Raw genomic sequence first — 21,120 nt, forward strand, 5'->3', positions numbered from 1 at the left:
GTCGTGACACCGCGCCCCGTCCCGCTCCGTCCGGCCGTCGCGGACCTCCCCGCCTACGTCCCCGGCGCCCGGGCACCCGTGGGCGCGGCGGCCTACAAGCTCTCGTCCAACGAGAACCCGTACCCGCCGCTGCCGGCCGTGGTCGCCGCGATCGCCGACGCCGCGGCCGACGCCAACCGGTACCCGGACATGTACGCCACCGAGCTGACCGCGGCGCTCGCGGCCACCCTCGGCGTCGCGCCCGAGTCCGTCGTCACCGGGTGCGGCTCGGTCGCGGTGCTGGGGCACGTGCTGGTCGCGGTCTGCGCCGCGGGGGACGAGGTCGTCATCCCGTGGCGCTCGTTCGAGGCGTACCCCATCGCCGTCGCGGTCGCGGGTGCGACCGCCGTCCCGGTGCCGGTGACCGACGACGGCCGGCTCGACCTGGTCGCGATGGCGGCCGCGGTGACCGAGCGCACCCGCGTCGTGGTGGTGTGCACGCCGAACAACCCCACCGGCCCCGCGGTGCGCGCCGACGAGCTCGAGACGCTCCTCGCCGCGGTGCCGTCCGACGTGCTGGTCGTCCTCGACGAGGCGTACGTCGAGTTCGTCCGCGACCCGCACGCGCCCGACGGCCTGGCCGTGCTCGCCGCGCACCGCAACGTCGTCCTGCTGCGCACGTTCTCCAAGGCCTACGGCCTCGCGGGACTGCGCGTCGGGTACGCCGTCGCCCGTCCGCGGCTCGCGGCCGGGATCCGCGCGACGTCGACCCCGTTCGGCGTCTCCCACGTGGCGCAGCGGGCGGCGGTCGTCTCGCTGGGCGCGACCGCGCAGCTGATGGACCGCGTGGAGTCCGTCGTCGCCGAGCGTGCGCGCCTGCTCGACGGCCTGCGCCGCCAGGGATGGACGGTCCCGGACAGCCAGGCGAACTTCGTCTGGTTGCCCCTCGGGGACCGTGCCGCGGCCTTCGCCGCCGACGCCGCGCGCGCGGGCGTCCTCGTGCGTCCCTTCGCCGGGGACGGCGTGCGGGTCAGCGTCGGCGAGCCCGAGGCGACCGACCTGCTGCTCGACGTCACCGCGGACTGGTCCGAGCGCCGCTCGGCCTGACGACGGGCACGCGCCCCGCCGACGTCAGGCGTCCGCAGCGGCCGGGCCCGACGGCGCCGGACCGTCGCGCCGGGACTTGTGCCGGTACATGGCGGTGTCGGAGTGCGCGATGAGCTCCCGGACGGTCGTCCCGTCCGCGGGGGCCAAGGCGACGCCGACGCTCACGGACACCCGGTGCTCGACGCCGTCCACCGTGAACGGCTCGGCCATCGAGCCGCGCAGGTCTGCGACGACGTGCTCCACTGCCGCGCCGCCGTCGTCGGGCAGGTCGGTGACCACGGCGACGAACTCGTCCCCACCCACCCGGGCCGCGAGGTCGTGAGCGCGCAGCCGCCGACGCAGGCAGGCTGCGACGTGGCGAAGGTAGGCGTCCCCGACCAGGTGCCCGTGGGTGTCGTTGACGTCCTTGAACGCGTCGAGGTCGAAGAAGAGCACGGCGACCGTGGTGCCCTGGCGCCCGGCGCGGGCGAGCTCACGCTCGAGCCCGGCCGCGAGCGCCGACCGGTTCAGGAGGCCGGTGAGGGAGTCCCGAGCCGCGGCGTCGACCGCGGCCTGCTGCGCGGCGACCTCCGCGGTGACGTCGTGCTGCACGGCGACGAAGTGCGTCACCGCACCGGCGTCGTCGCGGACGGGGAGAGGTGCAGGTCGACCCAGTACGCGGTCCCGTCGGCGCGGTGGTTGACCAGCCGCACACGCGTGAACCGACCCGCCTGCAGGCCTTCGCGGATGAGCCGGACGGACTCCGCGTCGGTCTCGGGCCCCTGCATGAACCGCGCGTTGCGGCCGATCACGGCGTCGGCGGCGTACCCGGTCATGCGCTCGAACGCCGGGTTGACGTAGATCAGCGGGGTGTCCGGCTGGGTCGCGTCGGCGATCGACAGCGCGGTGTCGCTCGCGGTGACGCTCGCGAGCAGCAGGTCCGCCAGCTCCCCGTGTCCGGCCACGGTCACCTCGTCTCAGAAGGCTCGGGCCCCCGGCGGTCGCACCGTACCCCGCGCTGCGCACCCGGGACGGACGACGGCGCCCCGCGTCACCGCATCGGGTGCCGACGACGGCGCCACGTCACCGGATCGGGGGTCCCGGCAGGGCGGGCGCGGCGGTGCGGCGTCGCACGGGGCACGGACCGCGGCCGCGCGGGAGGCGGGTGGCGCGGCGGCGGGAGGTGGGAGGCGCGGGATGCGCGGGAGGGGCGGGAGGCGCGGCTGAGGTTCCCCACAACGGTGGGCGGGGGTCTTCTGTGCCCCCGCGCAGACGAACCTACGGTTGCGTAGCCTACGCTGACGTAGGTTCCCGACCGTCCCGCTGCGCCGCCCCGCGCCGCCCTGTGAAAGAGCACCGCGTGAGCACCTCCGGTCCGACCACGGACGCCGACCTCGTCCAGCTGCTCACCCCCGCGGGGGAGCTGGTCGAGCACCCGGACTACACCCCGCGCATCGCCCACCTCGACGCGGCCGCCCTGCGGGGCATGTACCGCGACATGGTGCTGGTGCGCGCCTTCGACGACGAGGCGACGTCGCTGCAGCGCCAGGGCGAGCTCGGGCTGTGGGCGCAGAGCCTGGGCCAGGAGGCCGCGCAGGTCGGGTCCGGCCGCGCGCTCGCGACGCAGGACTACGTCTTCCCGTCCTACCGCGAGCACGGGGTCGCGCACACGCGCGGCGTCGACCTCGCCCAGATCCTCACCCTGTTCCGGGGCGTGGACCAGGGCGGCTGGGACTCCGAGGAGCATCGCTTCGCGCTGTACACGCTGGTCATCGGGTCCCACACACTGCACGCGACGGGGTACGCGATGGGGGTCCAGCGCGACGGGCTCGTGGGCACCGGCGACCCGGACCGGGACACCGCCGTCGTCACGTACTTCGGCGACGGCGCGACGTCGCAGGGCGACGTGAGCGAGGCGCTCGTGTTCGCGGCGGTCAACAACGCACCGCTCGTGCTGTTCTGCCAGAACAACCAGTGGGCGATCTCGGAGCCGACGACGCGCCAGACCCGCGTCCCGCTCGCGCGCCGCGGTGAGGGCTTCGGGGTCCCGGGCGTGCGCGTCGACGGCAACGACGTCCTGGCCAGCTACGCCGTCACCGCCGAGGCCCTGGAGCGGGCCCGCAGCGGTGGCGGCCCCACCCTGATCGAGGCCTTCACCTACCGGATGGGTGCGCACACGACGTCGGACGACCCCACCCGCTACCGCAGCGCGGAGGACGACGAGTACTGGCGGCGCCGCGACCCGATCGACCGGCTGCGCCGCTACCTCGAGTCCGCCGGCGAGCTCGACGACGAGTTCCGCGCGGAGCTCGACGCCGACGTCGCCGCCCTCGGGCAGCGGATCCGGACGACGGTCCGCGCCATGGAGCCGCCCGCACCGGCCAGCATGTTCGACCACGTCTACGGCTCGCCGCACGCGACCCTCGACGCGGAGCGGGCCTGGTTCGCCGACTACGAGGCGTCGTTCGTCGACGCGCCGCCGCAGGGGGCGGTCGCTCCGGCGCCGGCCGGCGCGGCGGCGGGGGAGGTGGCCCTGTGAGTGGCATCGAGGCGGACGGCCACCGCGGCACCCAGCGGCTGACGCTGTCCAAGGCGATCAACGCCGGGCTGCGGCGAGCGCTCGAGAGCGACCCCAAGGTCCTGCTCATGGGTGAGGACATCGGCCCGCTCGGCGGCGTGTTCCGCGTGACCGACGGCCTGCACAAGGACTTCGGCCCGGACCGCGTCGTGGACACCCCGCTCGCCGAGTCCGGGATCGTCGGCACGGCCATCGGGCTCGCGCTGCGCGGCTATCGGCCGGTGTGCGAGATCCAGTTCGACGGCTTCATCTTCCCGGCGTTCGACCAGATCACGACCCAGCTCGCCAAGATGCGCTACCGGTCCCGCGGCCGGCTGTCGCTGCCGGTCGTCATCCGCGTGCCCTACGGCGGCGGGATCGGCGCGATCGAGCACCACAGCGAGTCCCCGGAGGTGCTGTTCGCGCACACCGCCGGGCTGCGCGTGGTGACGCCCGCGACGCCGGCCGACGCGTTCGTCATGATCCAGCAGGCCATCGCCTCGCCCGACCCGGTGATGTTCTTCGAGCCCAAGGGGCGCTACTGGGACAAGGGCGACGTCGACCTGGACACCACGGTCACCGCGGCCGCCGGCACAGCGTCCGGCACGGCGTCCGGCACGGCGTCCGGCACGGCGTCCGGCACGGCGTCCGGCACAGCGGACGGCGCCGGTGCGCCCGAGGCAGCGCTCGCGGCGTCGCTCGCCACCATGGACCGCGCCCACGTGGCCCGCGAGGGGACGGACCTCACCGTCGCGGCGTACGGCGCCGGCGTGACCGTCGCGCTGCGTGCCGCCGAGGCCGCGGCGGCCGACGGGGTCAGCCTCGAGGTCGTGGACCTGCGCAGCATCTCGCCGCTGGACGCCGAGACCTTGGTCGCGTCGGTGCGGCGGACCGGACGGTGCGTCGTCGTGCACGAGGCCCCGGTGTTCTACGGCGCCGGCGGGGAGATCGCCGCCCGGGTGACCGAGGAGTGCTTCTACCACCTGCAGGCGCCGGTGCTGCGGGTGGGGGGCTTCCACACCCCGTACCCCGCGAGCAAGATCGAGCACGACTACCTGCCCGGCGTGGACCGCGTGCTCGACGCCGTCGACCGCGCCATGGCCTTCTGACCCGGGTCGGCGCCGTCCGTGCCGTCCGTGCCACGGACCCGCACCGACACCCCGCGCCGACCGACCCGCGCCGACCGATCCGCCGACCGACCCGCCGACGAGAACCGGCCCCGACCGCCCCTGATCGTCTCCCTGGAGGACCACCCGTGCCGACCTTCGAGCAGTTCCGCCTCCCCGACGCGGGCGAGGGCCTGACCGAGGCCGAGGTCGTCACCTGGCACGTCGCGGTCGGCGACCATGTCACGGTCAACCAGGCGATCGTCGAGATCGAGACCGCGAAGTCGCTCGTCGAGCTGCCCAGCCCGTTCACCGGCGTCGTCACCGAGATCCTCGTCGTCCCGGGCACGACCGTGGAGGTCGGGACGCCGATCATCGTCATCGACACCGACCCCTCCGGGCCGGCGCCGGACGTCCCCGCCTCCTCCTCGGGGACAGGGGCCGCGACCGCGTCCGCACCAGCCCCCGCCTCCGCCTCGACGCCTGACGCCGACCCGGCCGACGGCAGTGGCGGCGGAGCGGTGCTCGTCGGCTACGGGGTCGCGGGTCACGCACCGGTGCGTCGCACCCGGCGCACCGCCGGTGACCCGAGCCGCTCGGCGGCCGGGGCCGCAGCGGACACGCCGGCGGCGGTCCCCGCACCTGCCCCGGACGCCGCGCCCGCCCCGGTCCCTGCGCCTGCCCCGGTCGCCGCGCCTGCCCCGGTCCCCGCGCCTGCACCGGCCGCCGCCCCTGTCCCGGACCGCGCCCCGGACGCGGCCGCCGGCGACGCGGCGTCGTCGGGCACGACGGACGCCCCCGGGCCACCCGGCACGCCCTCGCCAAGCCGCCCGTCCGCAAGCTCGCGCGGGACCTCGGCGTGGACCTGGACAGCGTCGCGGGCACCGGGCCCGGCGGGATCGTCACGCGCGAGGACGTCCTCGCCCACGGCGCCGAGACCGAGCCGCGCACCCTCGCGACCTACCCGGGCGACGACTCGCCGTGGCTCGCGTCCGGCACGGTCTCCGACGACGGCCGTGAGACCCGGGTGCCCGTGCGGTCCGTCCGCAAGCGCACCGCCGAGGCCATGGTGACCAGCGCGTTCACCGCGCCGCACGTCACCGTCTTCCACACGGTCGACGTCACGAAGACGATGAACCTCGTCGCGCGACTGCGCGAGGACCGTGAGTTCACCGACGTCCGGGTCACGCCGCTGCTCATCACGGCCAAGGCGCTCATGCTCGCCGTGCGCCGGCACCCGGAGGTCAACGCGTCGTGGGACGACGCGACCCAGGAGATCGTCTACAAGCACTACGTGAACCTCGGCATCGCCGCGGCCACCCCGCGCGGGCTCGTGGTGCCGAACATCAAGGACGCGCACCGGCTCGGGCTGCACGACCTCGCCGAGGCGATCGCCGACCTCACGTCCACCGCGCGCGCGGGCCGCACCAGCCCGGTGGACATGTCCGGCGGCACGATCACCATCACCAACGTCGGCGTCTTCGGCATCGACACCGGCACCCCGATCCTCAACCCCGGTGAGGCCGCGATCCTCGCCTTCGGCGCCATCCGCGAGCAGCCCTGGGTCCACAAGGGCAAGATCAAGAAGCGCTGGGTCACCCAGCTCGCGCTGTCCTTCGACCACCGGCTGGTCGACGGCGGCCTCGGGTCGCGGGTCCTGGCCGACGTCGCCGCCGTGCTCGCCGACCCGGCGCAGGGGCTCGTCTGGGGCTGACCCGTCCGGGGCCGGCACTGTGACCCACGAGGCCACCCCGCGGGCGGTCATCGGTCCGGTGCCGACCTACCCTGGACCGTGTGGTGACCAGGTGGAACGTCGCGCGGCTCGTCGTGCTCGGCTCGGCCGGCGCGATCGCCGTCCTCGTCGGGCTCATCGCGTCCGGCGCCGCCGCGCCCGGTGTGCTGGGCGACCCGGGGGCCGTCGTGCGGTGGGGTCTGCCGGTCACCGAGACGATGGCGCAGCTCGCCGCCTCAGTCACCATCGGCGCGCTCGTCCTGGCGGTGTGCGTGCTGCCACGCTCGTCCGGCGGCACCGGCGGCACCGGCGGCACCGGCGGCACCGGCGGCGCCGGCGGCTCCGGCAGCACCGGCTCCTCCGGCAGCCCGGGCAGACCGGTCCGGCGCGGAGCGGCCATCGTCGACGGCCGCGCCTATCCCGCCGCGCTGACCCTCGCGGGGGCCGCCGCGTCGGTGTGGACCGCGCTGAGCGTCGTCGGGCTCGTGCTGACGTACGCGAGCGTCGCCGGCCGCCCGGTGGGCGGGCCGACCTTCGGGTCCGAGCTCGGGGTGTTCATCGGGCAGATCTCGCTCGGCCGGACCCTGATCGGCGTCGTCGTCGTCGCGGCCGTGACCAGCGCCGTCGCGTTGCTCGTGACGACGCCGACCGGCGCCGCGTGGGCCGCCGCCCTCGCCGTCGTCGCGCTCGTCCTGCAGTCGCAGACCGGTCACTCCGCGGGCGCGACCAACCACGAGCTCGCCATCACCTCGTTCTTCCTGCACCTGCTCGGCGCCGCCGTGTGGATCGGCGCGCTCGCCGCCCTCGCGGTGCTGGACCGCCGGCTCGGGGCCGACGTCGGCCCGGCCGTCGCCCGCTACTCGCCCGTCGCCGCGTGGTGCTTCGTCGCCGTCGCCGTGTCCGGCGCCGTGAACGGCGCGCTGCGCCTCGGCGGTGTCGACGGGCTGACGACCCCGTACGGGGCGCTGCTCCTGGCCAAGATCGGGCTCTTCCTCGTCATCGGTGCCGTCGGGTGGGGTCACCGGCGCGCCGTCATCCCGCGCCTGACCACGCCCGACGGCGACCGCGCCCCGCGGGCGACCATGCTGCTGTGGCGGCTCGTCACCGTCGAGCTGCTGCTCATGGGCGCCGTCTCGGGGGTCGCCGTCGCGCTGTCGGTCACCCCGCCGCCCGTGCCGGACGACCCGGTCACCGACCCCACGCCGGCCGAGATCGTCACCGGCCACCCGCTCCCGCCCGCACCGGTCGGCGACGCGTGGTTCACCCAGTGGCGGTGGGACCTGCTGCTCGCCGCGGCGTGCGCGGCCGGGCTGGTCGTCTACGGGCGCTGGGTGCTGCGGCTGCACCGCCGCGGCGACGCGTGGCCGGTCGGGCGGACCGTCGTGTGGGTGATCGGGATGCTGCTCCTCGCGTGGACCACGTCCGGGAGCCTCGCGACGTACGGCCACGTGCTGTTCAGCGTCCACATGGTCCAGCACATGATCCTGGCGATGGTCGTGCCGATCTTCCTCGTGCTCGCGGCCCCGGTGACCCTCGCGCTGCGGGCCCTGCCCGGCCGTCGGGACGCCTCCCGCGGACCGCGGGAGTGGCTGCTCACGCTGGTCAACAGCCGGGTTGCCCAGTTCTTCGGCCACCCGGTCGTCGCCGCGGCGAACTTCGCGCTGTCGATGATCGCGTTCTACTACACGGGCCTGTTCGAGCTCGCGCTGCGGACCACGCTCGGGCACCTGGCGATGATCGTGCACTTCTCGCTCGCGGGGTACCTGTTCGTCAACGCGCTCGTCGGGATCGATCCCTCGCCGCACCGTCCCGCCTACCCCCAGCGGCTCCTCCTGCTGCTCGGGACGATGGGGTTCCACGCCTTCTTCGGCGTCACGCTCATGGGCGGCGAGGTCCTGATCGCGCCCGACTGGTTCGGCAACCTCGGCCGTGAGTGGGGGCCGTCCGCCCTCGTCGACCAGCAGCAGGGCGGCGCGATCGCGTGGGGTATCGGCGAGGTGCCCACGATCGCGCTGGCGATCGTCGTCGCGTTCTCCTGGGCGCGGGACGACGAACGGGTCGCCCGCCGCCGCGACCGCAAGGTCGACCGCGACGGCGACGTCGAGATGGATGAGTACAACGCGATGCTGGCCCGCCTGGCCGGGCGCGACCCGCAGGCCGGTCCGGCGCGCGGCCCGCAGGACGATCCCGCGCACGGTCCGAAGGACGGTCCGGCGCAGGGTCCGCAGGATGGTTCGGCGCACGGTCCGCGGTCCGACACAGGCCGGGACGCGGCGCGCGCCCGGGACTGACACCCGACGTGTCGTCGTCGGACACCGGTGGTAGGACTGCGCAGGTGAGCTCCGACACCACCCCGCAGACCACCGACTCGCCCGACGCCGCCGCGACACCCGACGCCGCCGACCCCGGCACCCCGTTCCACGACCTGGAGCGCTACATCGCACTGCCCCGCACCGGCGGCCTGGCGCTCTCGCCCGACGGCACCCGCCTGGTCACCTCGGTGGCCACCCTCGACGACAAGCGCACGAAGTACGCCACGGCGCTGTGGGAGATCGACCCCGCCGGCGAGCGTCCGGCGCGGCGGCTCACCCGCTCGCGGCACGGTGAGTCCGGCGCCGCCTTCACCTCCGACGGCGACCTGCTGTTCACCTCGGCGCGGCCCGACCCGGACGGGACCGAGAGCGACGACGCGCCGTCGGCCCTGTGGCTGCTGCCCGCCGACGGCGCGGAGGCGCGCGTCGTGGCCGGTCGACCCGGCGGCGTGAGCGCCCCGGTGACCGCCCGCCGCGCACCGGTCGTCGTCGTGACGTCCGACGTGCTGCCCCGGGCCCGCGACGCGGCGCACGACGACGAGCTGCGCGCTGCACGCAAGGACAAGAAGGTCGCCGCGATCCTGCACAGCGGCTACCCGGTGCGGTACTGGGACCACGATCTCGGGCCGGCCGCGCCGCACCTGTTCACCGCACCGGTGACCGGGGACCTCGTGGCCCCGACCGCCGGCGAGCCCGAGCCGAGGCTCGACCTGCGTGACCTCACGCCCGACGCCGGTGCGGCCGCCCTGCGCCAGGGCTCGGCGTCGCTCAGCCCTGACGGCACCACGCTCGTCGCGGCCTGGTCCCGCACGGTCCGCACCGCGGTGCGCACCGCGATCGTCGCGATCGACGTCGCGACCGGGGAGCGCCGCGTCCTGGCCGACGACGTCGCCGCCGACCTGTCGTCCCCGGTCGTCTCGCCCGACGGTGCGTGGGTCGCGTTCGAGCGCGAGACGATCAGCACCCCGATCGAGCCCCCGCCGGACGCTCGCGCTGGTCCCGCTCGCCGGTGGCGACGTGCGGCCGCTCGCCGAGGGCTGGGACCGCTGGCCGCACGGCGCGCAGTGGGTCCCCGACTCGAACGCGCTCGTGGTCGTCGCCGACGACGACGGCCGCGCACCGGTGTTCCGCATCGACGTCGCGTCCGGTGCGGTCACCCGCGTCACCGCCGACGACGCCGCCTTCAGCGACCTGCAGGTCAGCCCGGACGGCACATCCGTGTACGCGCTGCGGTCCTCCTTCCTCGAGCCCGCGCACCCGGTCCGCATCGACCTCGCCGCGGCGGTCGACGCCCCGGTCGAGGCCGTCGCCCTCCCCGGTCCGGCCCCGCTGCCCGAGCTGCCCGGTCTGCTCACCGAGATCGAGACGACCACCGACGACGGCACGCGGGTGCGCGCCTGGCTCGCCGTGCCGGAGGGGTCCGACGACGACGCACCGGCACCGCTGCTGCTGTGGATCCACGGTGGCCCGCTCGGGTCGTGGAACGCGTGGTCGTGGCGGTGGAACCCGTGGCTGCTCGTCGCCGAGGGCTACGCCGTCCTGCTGCCCGACCCGGCGCTGTCCACCGGCTACGGGCAGGACTTCGTGCAGCGCGGGTGGGGCGCGTGGGGCGGCGCGCCGTACACGGACCTGCTCGCGATCACCGACGCCGCGTGCGCCCGCCCGGACGTCGACAGCACGCGCACCGCCGCGATGGGCGGCTCGTTCGGTGGCTACATGGCGAACTGGGTCGCCGGCCACACCGACCGGTTCCGGGCGATCGTCACGCACGCGAGCCTGTGGGCGCTGGACCAGTTCGGCCCGACGACCGACGCGGCGTACTTCTGGGCGCGCGAGATGACCGAGGCCATGGCGCTGGAGAACTCCCCGCACCGGTTCGTGGAGAGCATCCGGACACCGATGCTCGTGATCCACGGCGACAAGGACTACCGGGTGCCGATCGGGGAGGGGCTGCGGCTCTGGTACGAGCTGCTCGAGCGCTCCGGCCTGCCCGCCGACGAGGAGGGGCGCAGCCCGCACCGGTTCCTGTACTTCCCGGACGAGAACCACTGGGTGCTCACGCCGCAGCACGCGGTGGTCTGGTACGGCGTCGTCTCGGCGTACCTGGCCGAGCACGTGCTCGGCGAGCAGCGCGACCTGCCGGAGGTCCTGGGATGAGAGCCTCGGATGAGGGCCTCGGATGAGGGCCTGACCGGTCCCCGCTGACCGACCGGGCGGGCGCTCAGCCCTCGTGGGCGTCCGCCGGGTCGCCGTCGTGCGCGGGGTGGGCTGGCTCGTCACCGTCGTGAGGAGGAACACCGAGTCCTCGAGCGCGGTCACGGCGTGCCGCAGGTGCGTGAGCACCTGCAGCTCGCCGGCCGCGATCTCCGGTCCCTCGACGCCGGTCACCCGCACGCGCCCGCGCAGGACGTGCAGGCTCGCCGCCGGCGGGGAGTTGTGCTCGGCGAGCTCCGTGCCGGCGGTCAGCGCGATGACGGACTGGCGCAGCGGGCCGTCGTGCAGGACGAGCTCGGCGCTGCGGCCGTGCGCCGAGGCGCGCGCGGCCTGGAGGTGGTGCTCGGTCAGATCGGTCAGGTGGGGCACGGTGCTCCTCGGGTGGTCGGTGCGTCGGTGCGGTCCTGCGGTCCTGCGGTTCTGCGGTCGTGCGGTCGTCAGGGCGGCCTCGCCCAGCGCGCCGCGACCCTCAGCCGACCACGGGCGAGCACCGCCGTCCAGCGACGGCTGGAGTCGACGACGCCGTCCCGCCGCGGTGGCGCGGCCGACGCAGCGACCCGGTGACCCGGTGACCCGATGACCCGGTGAACTGGTGACCCGTGGTCACCCGATCGAGCCGTGCGCGCGTCACCCGACGCGCGCACGGCGGGTCGCGCCACCAGACTCGGGGAAGGCTCGGAGAACCCCGGCCACGACGAAGGGACCGGATCGATGGGAATCGGCGGAGGGATCTTCCTCATCGTGGTGGGCGCCATCCTGGCGTTCGCCGTCAGCGACAGCGTGGAGGGCGTCGACCTGGCGATGATCGGCTACATCTGCATGGGCGCGGGTGTGCTGGCTCTGATCATCGCGCTGGTCGTGAACGCCCAGCGCAGCAACACCTCGCACCGCGAGGTGGTCGAGCGGCACGACGACCGTCGCCCGCCGCCCGCGTACTGACGCCGCGCACCAGGGTCGGGCGTCCCACCGAGCCCGGCGTCCCACCCGGCCGGGTGACGGTCGAACCGCCGCGACCGGTCGCGCACCCGGGCGTGCCTCCGGTCGGCCCGGGACCGGGCGTGCGCCCCGCGGCCGGTGGCCGTGTGGGTGGGGTCCGGCACACTCGACCGCAGCGGACCGAGCGGTGGTCCGGCGTGGACGAGCAGGGGGACGCATGGACAGGGATGAGGCCCGCACGGTCAAGCGGCAGCTCGCGGGGTACGTCGGGGAGCTCCTCGCCGGCCGGGTGCGGGCCAGCGGCGCCGCGCCGGCGAGCGCAGGCATCGGGCTCGGCCTCGCGCCCCTGCCCGACGGCGGCTACGGCGTCGCCCTGCGGTACCGGCTCGGTGTGCCGACCGCCCGCATGGTCGCGCGCAAGGTCGCAGAGCAGGTCGGGCCGACGGTCGACGTGCGCCGCACCGGCCGGATCCGCGCGACACCGGGGCGCACCGCCCCCGCGCCCCGCCCGCCGGTCGTGACCGCGCTCGCCCTCGGTGAGACCGGACGGGCGCGACCGCTGCGTCCCGGGGTCTCCATCGCCCACGCGGACGTCAGCGCCGGCACCCTCGGCGCCTTCGTCGAGGTGGACGGGGCCCTGCATGCGCTGTCCAACTACCACGTGCTCGTCGGGGCGCCGTCGGCCCGGGTCGGCGACACCGTGCTGCAGCCCGGACCCGCCGACGGCGGCCGCGACCCCGACGACCGCGTCGGGGTCCTCGCGGCCTTCGACGCGCTCACCCGCGGCCGCACCGCGACGGTGGACGCCGCGGTCGCCCGTCTCGACGACCCCGAGGTCGACCTGCGCTACCCGGTCGGGCTCATCACGACGACCGCCGTGGCGGACGGCGGCGAGTCGGTCGCCAAGATCGGCCGGACCACGGGCCTCACCGAGGGCCGGGTGAGCGCGATCGAGCTCGACGACGTCGTCGTCGGGTACGGCGAGGAGCTCGGGGAGCTGCGCTTCGACGACCAGATCGAGGTCGAGAGCACCAGCGCGGCGCCGTTCTCGCGCGGCGGCGACAGCGGGTCCCTCGTGTACCGGGCGGACGGCGTCGCCCTGGGCCTCCTCTTTGCCGGGAGCGAGACAGGGGGCGACAATGGCAGCGGGCTGACCTACCTCAACCCGATCGGCGCGGCCCTCGACGCACTGGGGGCACGACTGGCCGGCTGAGCGCGGGTCACCGGCGCGACCCTCGCGCCGGACGACCCGGGCGAGGTGCGCGATGGCAGAGCTGGAGAAGGCGCGGGCCGCGAAGGCGCGGTTGCGCTCCGACCTGGCCGGACAGCCGGGTGTCTGCGGCGTCGGGATCACGCACGGCCGCGACGGCTACGGGGTCCGGGTCAACCTCCGCCGGGAGTCCGACCGCGACGGCGTCCCCGGCCAGGTGGACGGCGTCCCCGTCGACGTCCGCGTCAGCGGGAGCATCCGGGCCGGCGGCTGACACGCCCCCGTGCCCGACGCCGTCGTCCTCGCCTTCGTCTTGGCCGCCGCCGCGGCTGCTGCTCTCGTGGCGCGTCTGGCGTTCGTCATCGGGGGCCGAGGCGGTCTCTCCCTCCTCATTGGAGGGTTCTCGGTGCTCGCTGTCGCGAACCTCGTCATGATGCCCTTCACCGACCCGGCCCGGATCGCCTCCGGCGCGGCGCTGGGGTTCGTCATCGGCGCCGTCGTCGGGCTGGTCCGGTTCGGCGCGCCGTTCACCCGGCGCCCGGGCGACGGCCGCGGCTGACGGGACGCTGCGCGACCGCGGACCGGACGCGCGGGCATATCGACGCCCCTCATCCGGTTCACTACCGCTGTGACCACCACCGCCTCCTCCTCGCTGCCCCGGGTCCGCGCCTCCGAGCTGGTCGGACGCGGCTGGCTCAACACCGGAGGGCGCACCGTGACCCTCGCGGACCTGCGCGGGAAGGTCGTCGTCCTCGACTTCTGGACGTTCTGCTGCATCAACTGCCTGCACGTCCTGGACGAGCTGCGCGAGCTGGAGGAGCGTCACCGCGACGAGCTCGTCATCATCGGCGTGCACTCGCCGAAGTTCGTCCACGAGGCCGACCCCGTCGCGCTGGCCGCCGCCGTCGAGCGGTACGAGGTGCACCACCCGGTGCTGGACGACCCGGACCTGGTCACCTGGTCCGCCTACACCGCACGCGCGTGGCCGACGCTGGTCGTCGTCGACCCCGAGGGCTACATCGTCGCCCAGATGGCCGGCGAGGGGCACGCCCGCAACCTCGAGATCCTCGTCGAGCGGCTCGTCGCCGAGCACGACGCCAAGGGGACGCTGCACCGAGGCGACGGCCCGTACGTCGCACCCGAGCCGACGTCCGGCACCCTGCGCTTCCCCGCCAAGGCCCTGCCGCTGCCGGGCGGCACCTTCCTCGTCGCCGACGCCGGGCACCACTCCCTCGCCGAGGTCGCGGCCGACGGCGAGACGCTCGTGCGTCGCATCGGGTCCGGCGAGCGCGGACTGGTCGACGGCGGTCCCGACGACGCCCGCTTCAGCGAGCCCAACGGCCTCGCCCTCCTGCCCGACGACGTCGCCGCGGTGGTCGGGTACGACGTCGTCGTCGCGGACACCGTCAACCACGCGCTGCGCGGGGTCCGCCTCGCCGACGGCATGGTCACCACCGTCGCAGGGACCGGCGAGCAGTACATGGTCGGTGCCGCGGACAACGAGCCGGCCGACCGGCGAGGTCAGGGTGCGCTCGGCATCAAGCTGTCCTCGCCGTGGGACGTCGCCTGGTGGCCGGCCGCCGGCACCGTGGCGGTCGCGATGGCCGGCAACCACACGCTCTGGGCGTTCGACCCCCGTGCCGGTCGGACCGAGCTCGTCGCCGGGACGATGAACGAGGGCCTGCAGGACGGCCCGCTCGCCGACGCGTGGTTCGCGCAGACCTCCGGGCTCGCCGTCGGGCCCGACGGCGGACGGCTGTGGCTGGCCGACTCCGAGGTGTCCGCGCTGCGGCACGTCGACCTCACCCCGGCCGACGACGCCGTCGGCGACGACACCCTCGAGGTCGTCCGGTCGCGGGCCACCGACCCGCGCAGCGCCGTCGGCACCGCGGTCGGTGCGGGGCTGTTCGACTTCGGGCTGCGCGACGGCGCCGCCGACCAGGCCCTGCTCCAGCACCCGCTCGGCGTGGCCGTCCTGCCGGACGGCTCCATCGCGATCGCCGACACCTACAACGGTGCCGTGCGCCGGTACGCGCCCGACGCCGACGGCGGCCCGGGCACCGTGACGACCCTCGCCCGCGATCTCGCGGAGCCGAGCGGGCTCGTCGTCCTGCCGTCCCAGGACGGCATCGAGCTGCTCGTGGTCGAGTCGGCCGCGCACCGGCTGACCCGCCTGCGCCTGCCGCGCGACGTCGCGGGGAGATCCTCGACGCCGGTGCGCACCGCACCCAGCGGCCGGTGACCGACGTCGCCCCCGGGGCGTTCCACCTCGACGTCGTCTTCACGCCCGCGCAGGGTCAGAAGTACGACGACCGGTACGGCCCCTCGACGCGGCTGCAGGTGTCGTCGACCCCGCCCGAGCTGCTGCTCGACGGCGCGGGGGACGGCGTCGACCTCGTGCGTGAGCTCCGCATCAACCCCGAGGTCACCGAGGGCGTGCTCCACGTGACCGCCCACGCCGCGAGCTGCGACGCGGACCCGGCGATCGAGTACCCCGCCTGCCACCTCAACGCCCAGGACTGGGGCGTGCCGGTGCGGGTCGTGCCGGGCGCCGCGCCGACGCTCACGCTGCCGCTGCACGGCTGACGACCGTCGACTGACACGGCTGACTCGGTGCCCCCGCGCCGCATCAGCCGCCGCAGCAACCGCCCCGTCCGCCCAGTGCGACGTTCTGGACCCTTCGCGCGACGGGAAGGGTCCAGAACGTCACACTCGACGAAGTGGGACGCGGACGGACGCGGACGGGACGCCGGGCGGCGCGGGGCGGGATCCGGGCGGTGCGGGGCGGGAGCCGGTCACGCCAGAGCGGGCACCGGGGCGCCGACCGCGCGCAGCACGAAGGCCTCGGTGGCAGCCGCGGCCTGGTCGCGGGCGGGTCCGTCGTCCGGCACGCCGCGACCGGACAGGCACGCGTGCACGAGCGGGACGGTCGTGTCGATGTCCTGCGGGGGCAGGACGCCGGCGTCGATGCCGGCGACCAGGATGCGCCGCAGGACGCCCTCGACACCGACGACGTGCTCGCGCAGCCGGTGCTGCGTCCCGCGGGACAGCACGGTGCGCAGATCCGGCCCGGGGGCGAGGTGGAAGACGCGCGACAGCCGGGTCTGCTGGCGCACGTAGGTGCGCAGCTGCTCGACCGGGTCGTCGATCCCGGCCAGCGCCTCCTCGAGCGTCGCGACGTACTGCGCCGTCTCGTGCGCGATGAAGCCCAGGAGCAGCGACTCCTTGTCGGCGAAGTGGTTGTACACGGCCGTCCGACCGACGCCGGCCGCCGCCGCGATCTCGGCGAGCGTGATGGCGTCGAACCCGCGCTCCGCCATGAGCTCGGCGAGCGCGGCGAAGAGCTGCTGGCGGGTCCGCTCACGGTGCTCGTGCAGCGACCCGCCGATGATCTTGGGCATGGTGACATCCTCGCACGATCTGTCAGGTCCCGTGCAGGCTGGACGCGCGCGGTTGTGTGGGCGCGGCTCGCTAGCCTGCGGTCATGACCGAGGACGCCCGCGACGCCGTCGAGCCGGACACTGCCGTCGAGCGCGACACCGTCGTCGAGCCAGACGCCGCCGTCGAGCCGGACACGAAGGACTGGACGTGGGTGCTCGAGCGGCCGTGCCCCGAGTGCGGCTTCTCCGCGGCCGATGCCGACCCCGCCACGATCCCTGCCGCGGTCCGAGCCCTCACCCCCGGTGGCAGGCGGCGCTCGCCCGCCCGGACGCGCGCACGCGGCCGTCGCCCGGCGTGTGGTCGGTGCTGGAGTACGGCGCGCACGTGCGCGACGTCCACCGGCTGTTCGGTGAGCGCGTGCGCCTCGTGCTGACCGCGAACGACCCGGTGTTCGCGAACTGGGACCAGGACGAGACGGCCGTGGTCGAGCGGTACGCGGAGCAGGACCCCGCCGTCGTCGCGGCCGAGCTCGCGCGGGCCGCCGCCGATCTCGCCGACCTCCTCGACGCGGTGCCGGACGCCGCCCGCGAGCGTCCGGCGCGCCGGTCCAATGGGTCGACCTTCACCCTGCGCACCCTCGTCCAGTACTACCTGCACGACGTCGTCCACCACACGCACGACGTCGCTGCGTGACCCGTGGGGCGTGCGGGGCACCGAGCGGACGGCGGTTCTCCACAGATTTCGTCCACACCTGTGTGCACCGCGCGCCCTCCGGTGTGCACAGCTTGTGGACAAACGTGTGCATGGTGTGGACGGGGAAACCCGGACCGATGCGGGGGTTGTGCGTACGCGGGGAGTCGTGCAGGTGCACGGCGGGCGTGACGCCCGCGCGGCCCGACCGTGCGGCGCCGCCCTTGTGGCGCCGATCGGCGCAGTCCTAGCCTCGAGCCGGAGTGCCCGGCACGCGATGGACCGCCAGGAGGCCACGATGCCCCATCCCGACATCGGACCACCGCACGCCGGACCGCCACCGGACCTCCAGCTCCCGCGTCCTCAGCCACCCCGGCCGGACGACGCCGTCGTCGTCCAGGGGCTGCGGATGCGGTACGGGACCACCGACGTGCTCGACGGCGTCGACCTCACCGTGCACCGCGGCGAGGTGATGTGCCTGCTCGGGCCCAACGGCGCCGGGAAGACCACGACGATCGAGATCCTCGAGGGTTTCCGGCTGCCGTCGGACGGGACCGTGCGGGTGCTCGGTGCGGACCCGGCGCACGGCAGCGAGGACTGGCGGGCGCGCACCGGCGTCGTCCTGCAGTCGTGGCGGGACCACCCGCGGTGGACCCCGCGCCGCCTCCTCTCCCACCTCGGTGAGTACTACGCGCCCTACTCCACCCCCGAGCGCACGCGGCCGTACGGGGTGGAGGCGCTGCTCGAGCGCGTCGGTCTGACCGAGCTGGCCGACCACAAGATCGCCACGCTGTCCGGTGGGCAGCGCCGCCGTCTCGACGTCGCGATCGGCATCGTCGGGCGCCCCGAGCTGCTGTTCCTCGACGAGCCGACCGCCGGCTTCGACCCGCAGGCGCGCCGCGACTTCCACACGCTCGTGCTGGACCTGGCGCGCAGCGAGGACACGACGATCCTGCTCACCACGCACGACCTCACCGAGGCCGAGAAGCTCGCCGACCGCATCCTCATCCTGGCCGGCGGGCGCATCGTCGCGGACGGCACCCCGGACGAGCTCGCCCGCGCGGTCGCGACCGAGGCGCAGGTCGGCTGGACGCGCGACGGGACGGCGTTCCACGAGTCGACCACCGACGCGACGGCGTTCGTCCGCCGGCTGCTCGACCGGTACGGCGACGCCGTGCGCGACCTCGAGGTGCGGCGCGCGAGCCTCGAGGACACCTATCTCGCGATCGTCCGCCGGCACGAGACCCACGGACCCCACGGACCTCACGGCGCTGCGCCGCCCGCCGCGTCGCCGCCCTCGACCGGCGCGCCCGCGCACCAGGAGGTGCCCCGATGAACAGCCACGCGATCCGGGTCGGGCTGCGCCGCGGCTGGACCGAGTTCGTCCAGAGCCTGCGCAGCACGCAGGACCAGGGGTTCTACCTGTTCACCGCGGTCGGTGTGCTGGCCTACCTGTTCGTCAACCGCGACAACGACGTCGCGGGGACGTCCCTGAGCTACCCGTCGGTGGCGATGCCGAGCATCCTCGGTGCGCTGCTCACGTTCGGCGTCGTCATCGGCCCCGCGTACGCGCTCGCGATGGAGCGGGAGGACGGGACCCTGCTGCGGGCGAAGGCGGTGCCGCACGGTCTCACCGGGTACGTCACCGGGCAGGTGCTGTTCCAGTCGCTCAGCCTGCTGCCGTCGCTCGGCGTCATCCTGCTGCCCGGCTTCCTGCTGTTCGACGGGCTGATGAGCGGCGGTCCGGGGGCTGGCTGACGGTGGTGTGGGTGATCGTCCTGGGGCTGCTGGCCGCGATGCCGATCGGCATCGTGATCGGCTCGCTCGTGCCGAACACCCAGAAGGTCAGCACGTGGGGGATGCTGCCGATCCTCGTGCTCGCCGGCATCTCCGGGATCTTCTTCCCGCTCTCGCAGCTGTGGGGCTGGCTGCAGGTGGTCGCGCAGGTCTTCCCGATGTACTGGATCAGCCTGGGGATGCGGTCCGCCTTCCTGCCCGACGACGCCGCGGTCCTGGAGGTGGGGGAGTCGTGGCGGACCCTGGAGACGGTCGGCGTGCTGGGCGCATGGGCGGTGGTCGGCTTCCTGGTGACCCCGGTCGTGCTGCGCCGGATGGCGCGGCGCACGTCCGGGTCGCAGGTCGAGGCGGCACGCGACGCGGCACTGCAGTGGGTGCGCTGACACCCCTCCGTAGCGACCCGGCTCAGCCGATCTCCACCAGGCCTGCCGCCGACAGCGCGCTGTACACGCCGAGCAGGAGGATCGCGACGCCGCTGACGCCCAGCGCGACCGTCGAGAAGCGACCGCCGCGCAGCTCCGGGTCGACCTCCGTGTACCGCAGGTACCAGGCTGCGACCGCGACGGCCGCGAGGAAGATCCCCCCGGCGATGCCGCCGATGAGGATCATGACGAACGGCGACGAGATCCACAGGAACGTCAGCAGCCACATCAGCGGCAGCGCGACGATGAAGAACCGCATCCACCCGTTGCGGCGCCGGGCGTCGGACCAGTCGTAGACGCCGAGGATGCTCAGCGCGTTCGCCCACGACCGCGACCAGGACGGGATCGCCGCCCAGATCGTCGAGCCGAGCGCGGCCACGGCCCCGACGAGGAACAGGGCACGACCCCAGTCGCCGAGCACGCCCGAGTAGGTCTGCGACAGCACGAGGATCATGTCGTTGCCCTGCGGCACGAGCCCCTGCGGGTGCAGCACCGCCGCACCCATGACGTAGAACGACATCGTGGAGACGGTGTAGATGAGCCACGCGGCGACCGCGTCCTTCTGCATGACCGCGATCCACCCGCGCACCCGGCGGCGCCGGTCGTCCGAGCCGTCGTCGGGCCCCGACCAGCGGCCGTACCCCTTCTCCAGGCACCAGTACGTGTACGCGGTGATCTCCTCGGACCCCACACCCGTGAGGCCGAACATCGCGATCGCGATGCCCAGGGCACCGGCCGGGAGGCTGAAGGACAGCCCGGACGCGAGCTCCCCGCCGGTGTAGGCGAACTCGGTCATCGGCAGCCCGAGGGCGATGACGATCGTCACCACGACGAAGGTCATCGTGAGGAAGACGGCGACCTTCTCGATGAGGCCGTAGCGGTTGGAGTAGAGGGTGGCGATCGCGACCAGCGTGACCAGGACCGCCCAGATCGTCAGCGACGTCGTCTCGAGCGGTCCGGACCCGATCGGCAGCAGGATGCTCAGCGCCGCCGCCATCCCGCCGATGAGCCCGCCGGTCTGGATGAGCTTGGAGATCGCCATGAGCGCCCACATGACGAAGACCCAGCTCACGCGCCCGAACCGCGGTGGGACCTTCGCGTAGCCCTCCATGCCCCCTGGCCGGTCACGATGGAGTACCGGGCCATCTCGACCTGCACCGCGATCTTCACCAGCGTCGAGAAGACGACGAGCCAGAGCAGCACGAAGCCGGCCTCGGCGCCCAGGGCGGTCGCGGTGATGAGCTCGCCGGCGCCGACGACGGACGCCGAGACGATCAGCCCCGGGCCGAAGAACCGGACGGACCCGCGCCACGTCGTCGGGGGCTCGCGGACCGCCGCCGGGTCGAGCCGGTAGGGGTCCTCCTCGACGACGACGCCCTCGGGCGGCGGCGCCGCGCTGTGCGCAGCGGTGCGTCCTGCGGTGGGCGTCGGACCGTCGGTCGCCATGGCTCTCCCCCGGGACGAGCAGCGGGTCGCGGGCGGCGCGCGGCGGGCACCTCGGCATGCAGGGCGTGCGTGGTGCTCGTGGTGGTCGTCGTCGACCCCGGTGCTCCCAGCGTAGGACCGTCGACCCGTGTCCACCGGGAGCGCGCGCCCTGCATCCGAGGCCCGGCCGGGGACGGACCGACCCCGGTTGCCGGCACCGGGCCACGGCGGGAGGCTCGAGGAGGCGCCGTGCCTGGCGCGGGGCCGCCGGTG

The 21,120-nt window shown here is 74.7% G+C and carries 18 protein-coding genes and 3 pseudogenes; 16 read left to right on the forward strand and 5 right to left on the reverse strand.

Annotation, left to right across the window (positions count from 1 at the left end; translation table 11 throughout):
* The first annotated feature begins 3 nt into the window (after positions 1-3).
* Positions 4-1,086 carry a histidinol-phosphate transaminase gene (gene hisC, locus REH70_RS19655; RefSeq protein ID WP_310750008.1) on the forward strand — a complete coding sequence of 361 codons (1,083 nt, stop codon included), beginning with the start codon at positions 4-6 and terminating at the stop codon, positions 1,084-1,086.
* 24 nt (positions 1,087-1,110) lie between these two features.
* On the opposite strand, the gene REH70_RS19660 is transcribed toward hisC, so the two are convergent.
* Together REH70_RS19660 and REH70_RS19665 are read right to left on the reverse strand one after the other, a co-directional pair.
* A complete protein-coding gene (locus REH70_RS19660; RefSeq protein ID WP_310750010.1) occupies positions 1,111-1,695 on the reverse strand; it encodes a GGDEF domain-containing protein in 585 nt (194 codons plus the stop codon).
* Positions 1,692-2,030: a PAS domain-containing protein gene (locus REH70_RS19665; RefSeq protein WP_310750012.1), complete on the reverse strand. Its 339-nt coding sequence runs from the start codon at positions 2,028-2,030 to the stop codon at positions 1,692-1,694. Before REH70_RS19665 ends, REH70_RS19660 begins: the two co-directional genes overlap by 4 nt.
* Before the next feature lie 380 nt (positions 2,031-2,410).
* Between REH70_RS19665 and pdhA the strand changes: the two genes are divergently transcribed.
* The 11 genes and pseudogenes from pdhA to REH70_RS19720 all read left to right on the forward strand — a co-directional run bounded on the left by pdhA (position 2,411) and on the right by REH70_RS19720 (position 15,718).
* Positions 2,411-3,604, forward strand: a complete 1,194-nt coding sequence (pdhA, locus tag REH70_RS19670; RefSeq protein WP_396134594.1) for a pyruvate dehydrogenase (acetyl-transferring) E1 component subunit alpha — start codon at positions 2,411-2,413, stop codon at positions 3,602-3,604.
* Positions 3,601-4,731, forward strand: coding sequence for an alpha-ketoacid dehydrogenase subunit beta (locus tag REH70_RS19675; RefSeq protein ID WP_310750017.1), 1,131 nt, complete (start codon positions 3,601-3,603; stop codon positions 4,729-4,731). Before pdhA ends, REH70_RS19675 begins: the two co-directional genes overlap by 4 nt.
* A 146-nt stretch (positions 4,732-4,877) precedes the next feature.
* Positions 4,878-6,442: pseudogene (locus REH70_RS19680) on the forward strand (dihydrolipoamide acetyltransferase family protein).
* Positions 6,443-6,525: 83 nt separating this feature from the next.
* Positions 6,526-8,751: a bifunctional copper resistance protein CopD/cytochrome c oxidase assembly protein gene (locus REH70_RS19685; protein WP_310750020.1), complete on the forward strand. Its 2,226-nt coding sequence runs from the start codon at positions 6,526-6,528 to the stop codon at positions 8,749-8,751.
* 44 nt (positions 8,752-8,795) lie between these two features.
* Positions 8,796-10,929: pseudogene (locus REH70_RS19690) on the forward strand (prolyl oligopeptidase family serine peptidase).
* 165 nt (positions 10,930-11,094) lie between these two features.
* Entirely contained in the window at positions 11,095-11,550 is a 456-nt protein-coding gene (locus tag REH70_RS19695) for a hypothetical protein (RefSeq protein WP_310750023.1), read from the forward strand.
* Positions 11,551-11,697: 147 nt separating this feature from the next.
* Positions 11,698-11,925: a DUF6458 family protein gene (locus REH70_RS19700; RefSeq protein WP_310750027.1), complete on the forward strand. Its 228-nt coding sequence runs from the start codon at positions 11,698-11,700 to the stop codon at positions 11,923-11,925.
* 214 nt (positions 11,926-12,139) lie between these two features.
* Positions 12,140-13,135, forward strand: a complete 996-nt coding sequence (locus tag REH70_RS19705; RefSeq protein ID WP_310750030.1) for a hypothetical protein — start codon at positions 12,140-12,142, stop codon at positions 13,133-13,135.
* 52 nt (positions 13,136-13,187) lie between these two features.
* Positions 13,188-13,406 (forward strand): hypothetical protein, encoded by a 219-nt coding sequence (locus REH70_RS19710; RefSeq protein ID WP_310750033.1) that lies wholly within the window; start codon positions 13,188-13,190, stop codon positions 13,404-13,406.
* Between the two features lie 9 nt (positions 13,407-13,415).
* Entirely contained in the window at positions 13,416-13,691 is a 276-nt protein-coding gene (locus REH70_RS19715) for a hypothetical protein (RefSeq protein WP_310750035.1), read from the forward strand.
* A gap of 69 nt (positions 13,692-13,760) precedes the next feature.
* Positions 13,761-15,718, forward strand: a pseudogene (locus REH70_RS19720) (NHL domain-containing thioredoxin family protein).
* 209 nt (positions 15,719-15,927) lie between these two features.
* On the opposite strand, the gene REH70_RS19725 reads toward REH70_RS19720, so the two are convergent.
* A complete protein-coding gene (locus tag REH70_RS19725) occupies positions 15,928-16,533 on the reverse strand; it encodes a TetR/AcrR family transcriptional regulator (RefSeq protein WP_310750038.1) in 606 nt (201 codons plus the stop codon).
* Positions 16,534-16,876: 343 nt separating this feature from the next.
* Here REH70_RS19725 and REH70_RS19730 point away from each other — a divergent pair, with 343 nt between their 5' ends.
* The 4 genes from REH70_RS19730 to REH70_RS19745 all read left to right on the forward strand — a co-directional run bounded on the left by REH70_RS19730 (position 16,877) and on the right by REH70_RS19745 (position 19,383).
* On the forward strand, positions 16,877-17,206 hold the full coding sequence (locus REH70_RS19730) for a DinB family protein (RefSeq protein WP_310750041.1): 330 nt from the start codon (positions 16,877-16,879) through the stop codon (positions 17,204-17,206).
* A 406-nt stretch (positions 17,207-17,612) separates the two neighbouring features.
* A complete protein-coding gene (locus tag REH70_RS19735) occupies positions 17,613-18,539 on the forward strand; it encodes an ABC transporter ATP-binding protein (protein ID WP_396134782.1) in 927 nt (308 codons plus the stop codon).
* Positions 18,536-18,961: a hypothetical protein gene (locus tag REH70_RS19740; RefSeq protein ID WP_310750047.1), complete on the forward strand. Its 426-nt coding sequence runs from the start codon at positions 18,536-18,538 to the stop codon at positions 18,959-18,961. Before REH70_RS19735 ends, REH70_RS19740 begins: the two co-directional genes overlap by 4 nt.
* An 11-nt stretch (positions 18,962-18,972) precedes the next feature.
* Positions 18,973-19,383, forward strand: a complete 411-nt coding sequence (locus REH70_RS19745) for an ABC transporter permease (protein ID WP_310750049.1) — start codon at positions 18,973-18,975, stop codon at positions 19,381-19,383.
* Between the two features lie 22 nt (positions 19,384-19,405).
* Here REH70_RS19745 and REH70_RS19750 read toward each other — a convergent pair whose 3' ends face one another.
* Positions 19,406-20,494 (reverse strand): manganese transporter NRAMP, encoded by a 1,089-nt coding sequence (locus tag REH70_RS19750; protein ID WP_310750052.1) that lies wholly within the window; start codon positions 20,492-20,494, stop codon positions 19,406-19,408.
* Complete coding sequence (locus REH70_RS19755; RefSeq protein WP_310750055.1) at positions 20,491-20,868, reverse strand: Nramp family divalent metal transporter; 378 nt, start codon at positions 20,866-20,868, stop codon at positions 20,491-20,493. Before REH70_RS19755 ends, REH70_RS19750 begins: the two co-directional genes overlap by 4 nt.
* Positions 20,869-21,120: the final 252 nt, after the last annotated feature.

Source organism: Cellulomonas sp. ATA003 (genome assembly GCF_031582905.1).
Taxonomy (GTDB): domain Bacteria; phylum Actinomycetota; class Actinomycetes; order Actinomycetales; family Cellulomonadaceae; genus Pengzhenrongella.

What these genes read in the sequence shown, in the direction of transcription:
- REH70_RS19700 (WP_310750027.1), top strand. Translation starts at nt 11,698, where the DNA reads ATGGGAATCGGCGGAGGGATCTTCCTCATCGTGGTGGGCGCCATCCTG.
- REH70_RS19725 (WP_310750038.1), bottom strand. Translation starts at nt 16,533, where the DNA reads ATGCCCAAGATCATCGGCGGGTCGCTGCACGAGCACCGTGAGCGGACC.
- REH70_RS19735 (WP_396134782.1), top strand. Translation starts at nt 17,613, where the DNA reads ATGCGGTACGGGACCACCGACGTGCTCGACGGCGTCGACCTCACCGTG.
- REH70_RS19755 (WP_310750055.1), bottom strand. Translation starts at nt 20,868, where the DNA reads ATGGCGACCGACGGTCCGACGCCCACCGCAGGACGCACCGCTGCGCAC.
- REH70_RS19710 (WP_310750033.1), top strand. Translation starts at nt 13,188, where the DNA reads ATGGCAGAGCTGGAGAAGGCGCGGGCCGCGAAGGCGCGGTTGCGCTCC.
- REH70_RS19705 (WP_310750030.1), top strand. Translation starts at nt 12,140, where the DNA reads ATGGACAGGGATGAGGCCCGCACGGTCAAGCGGCAGCTCGCGGGGTAC.
- REH70_RS19740 (WP_310750047.1), top strand. Translation starts at nt 18,536, where the DNA reads ATGAACAGCCACGCGATCCGGGTCGGGCTGCGCCGCGGCTGGACCGAG.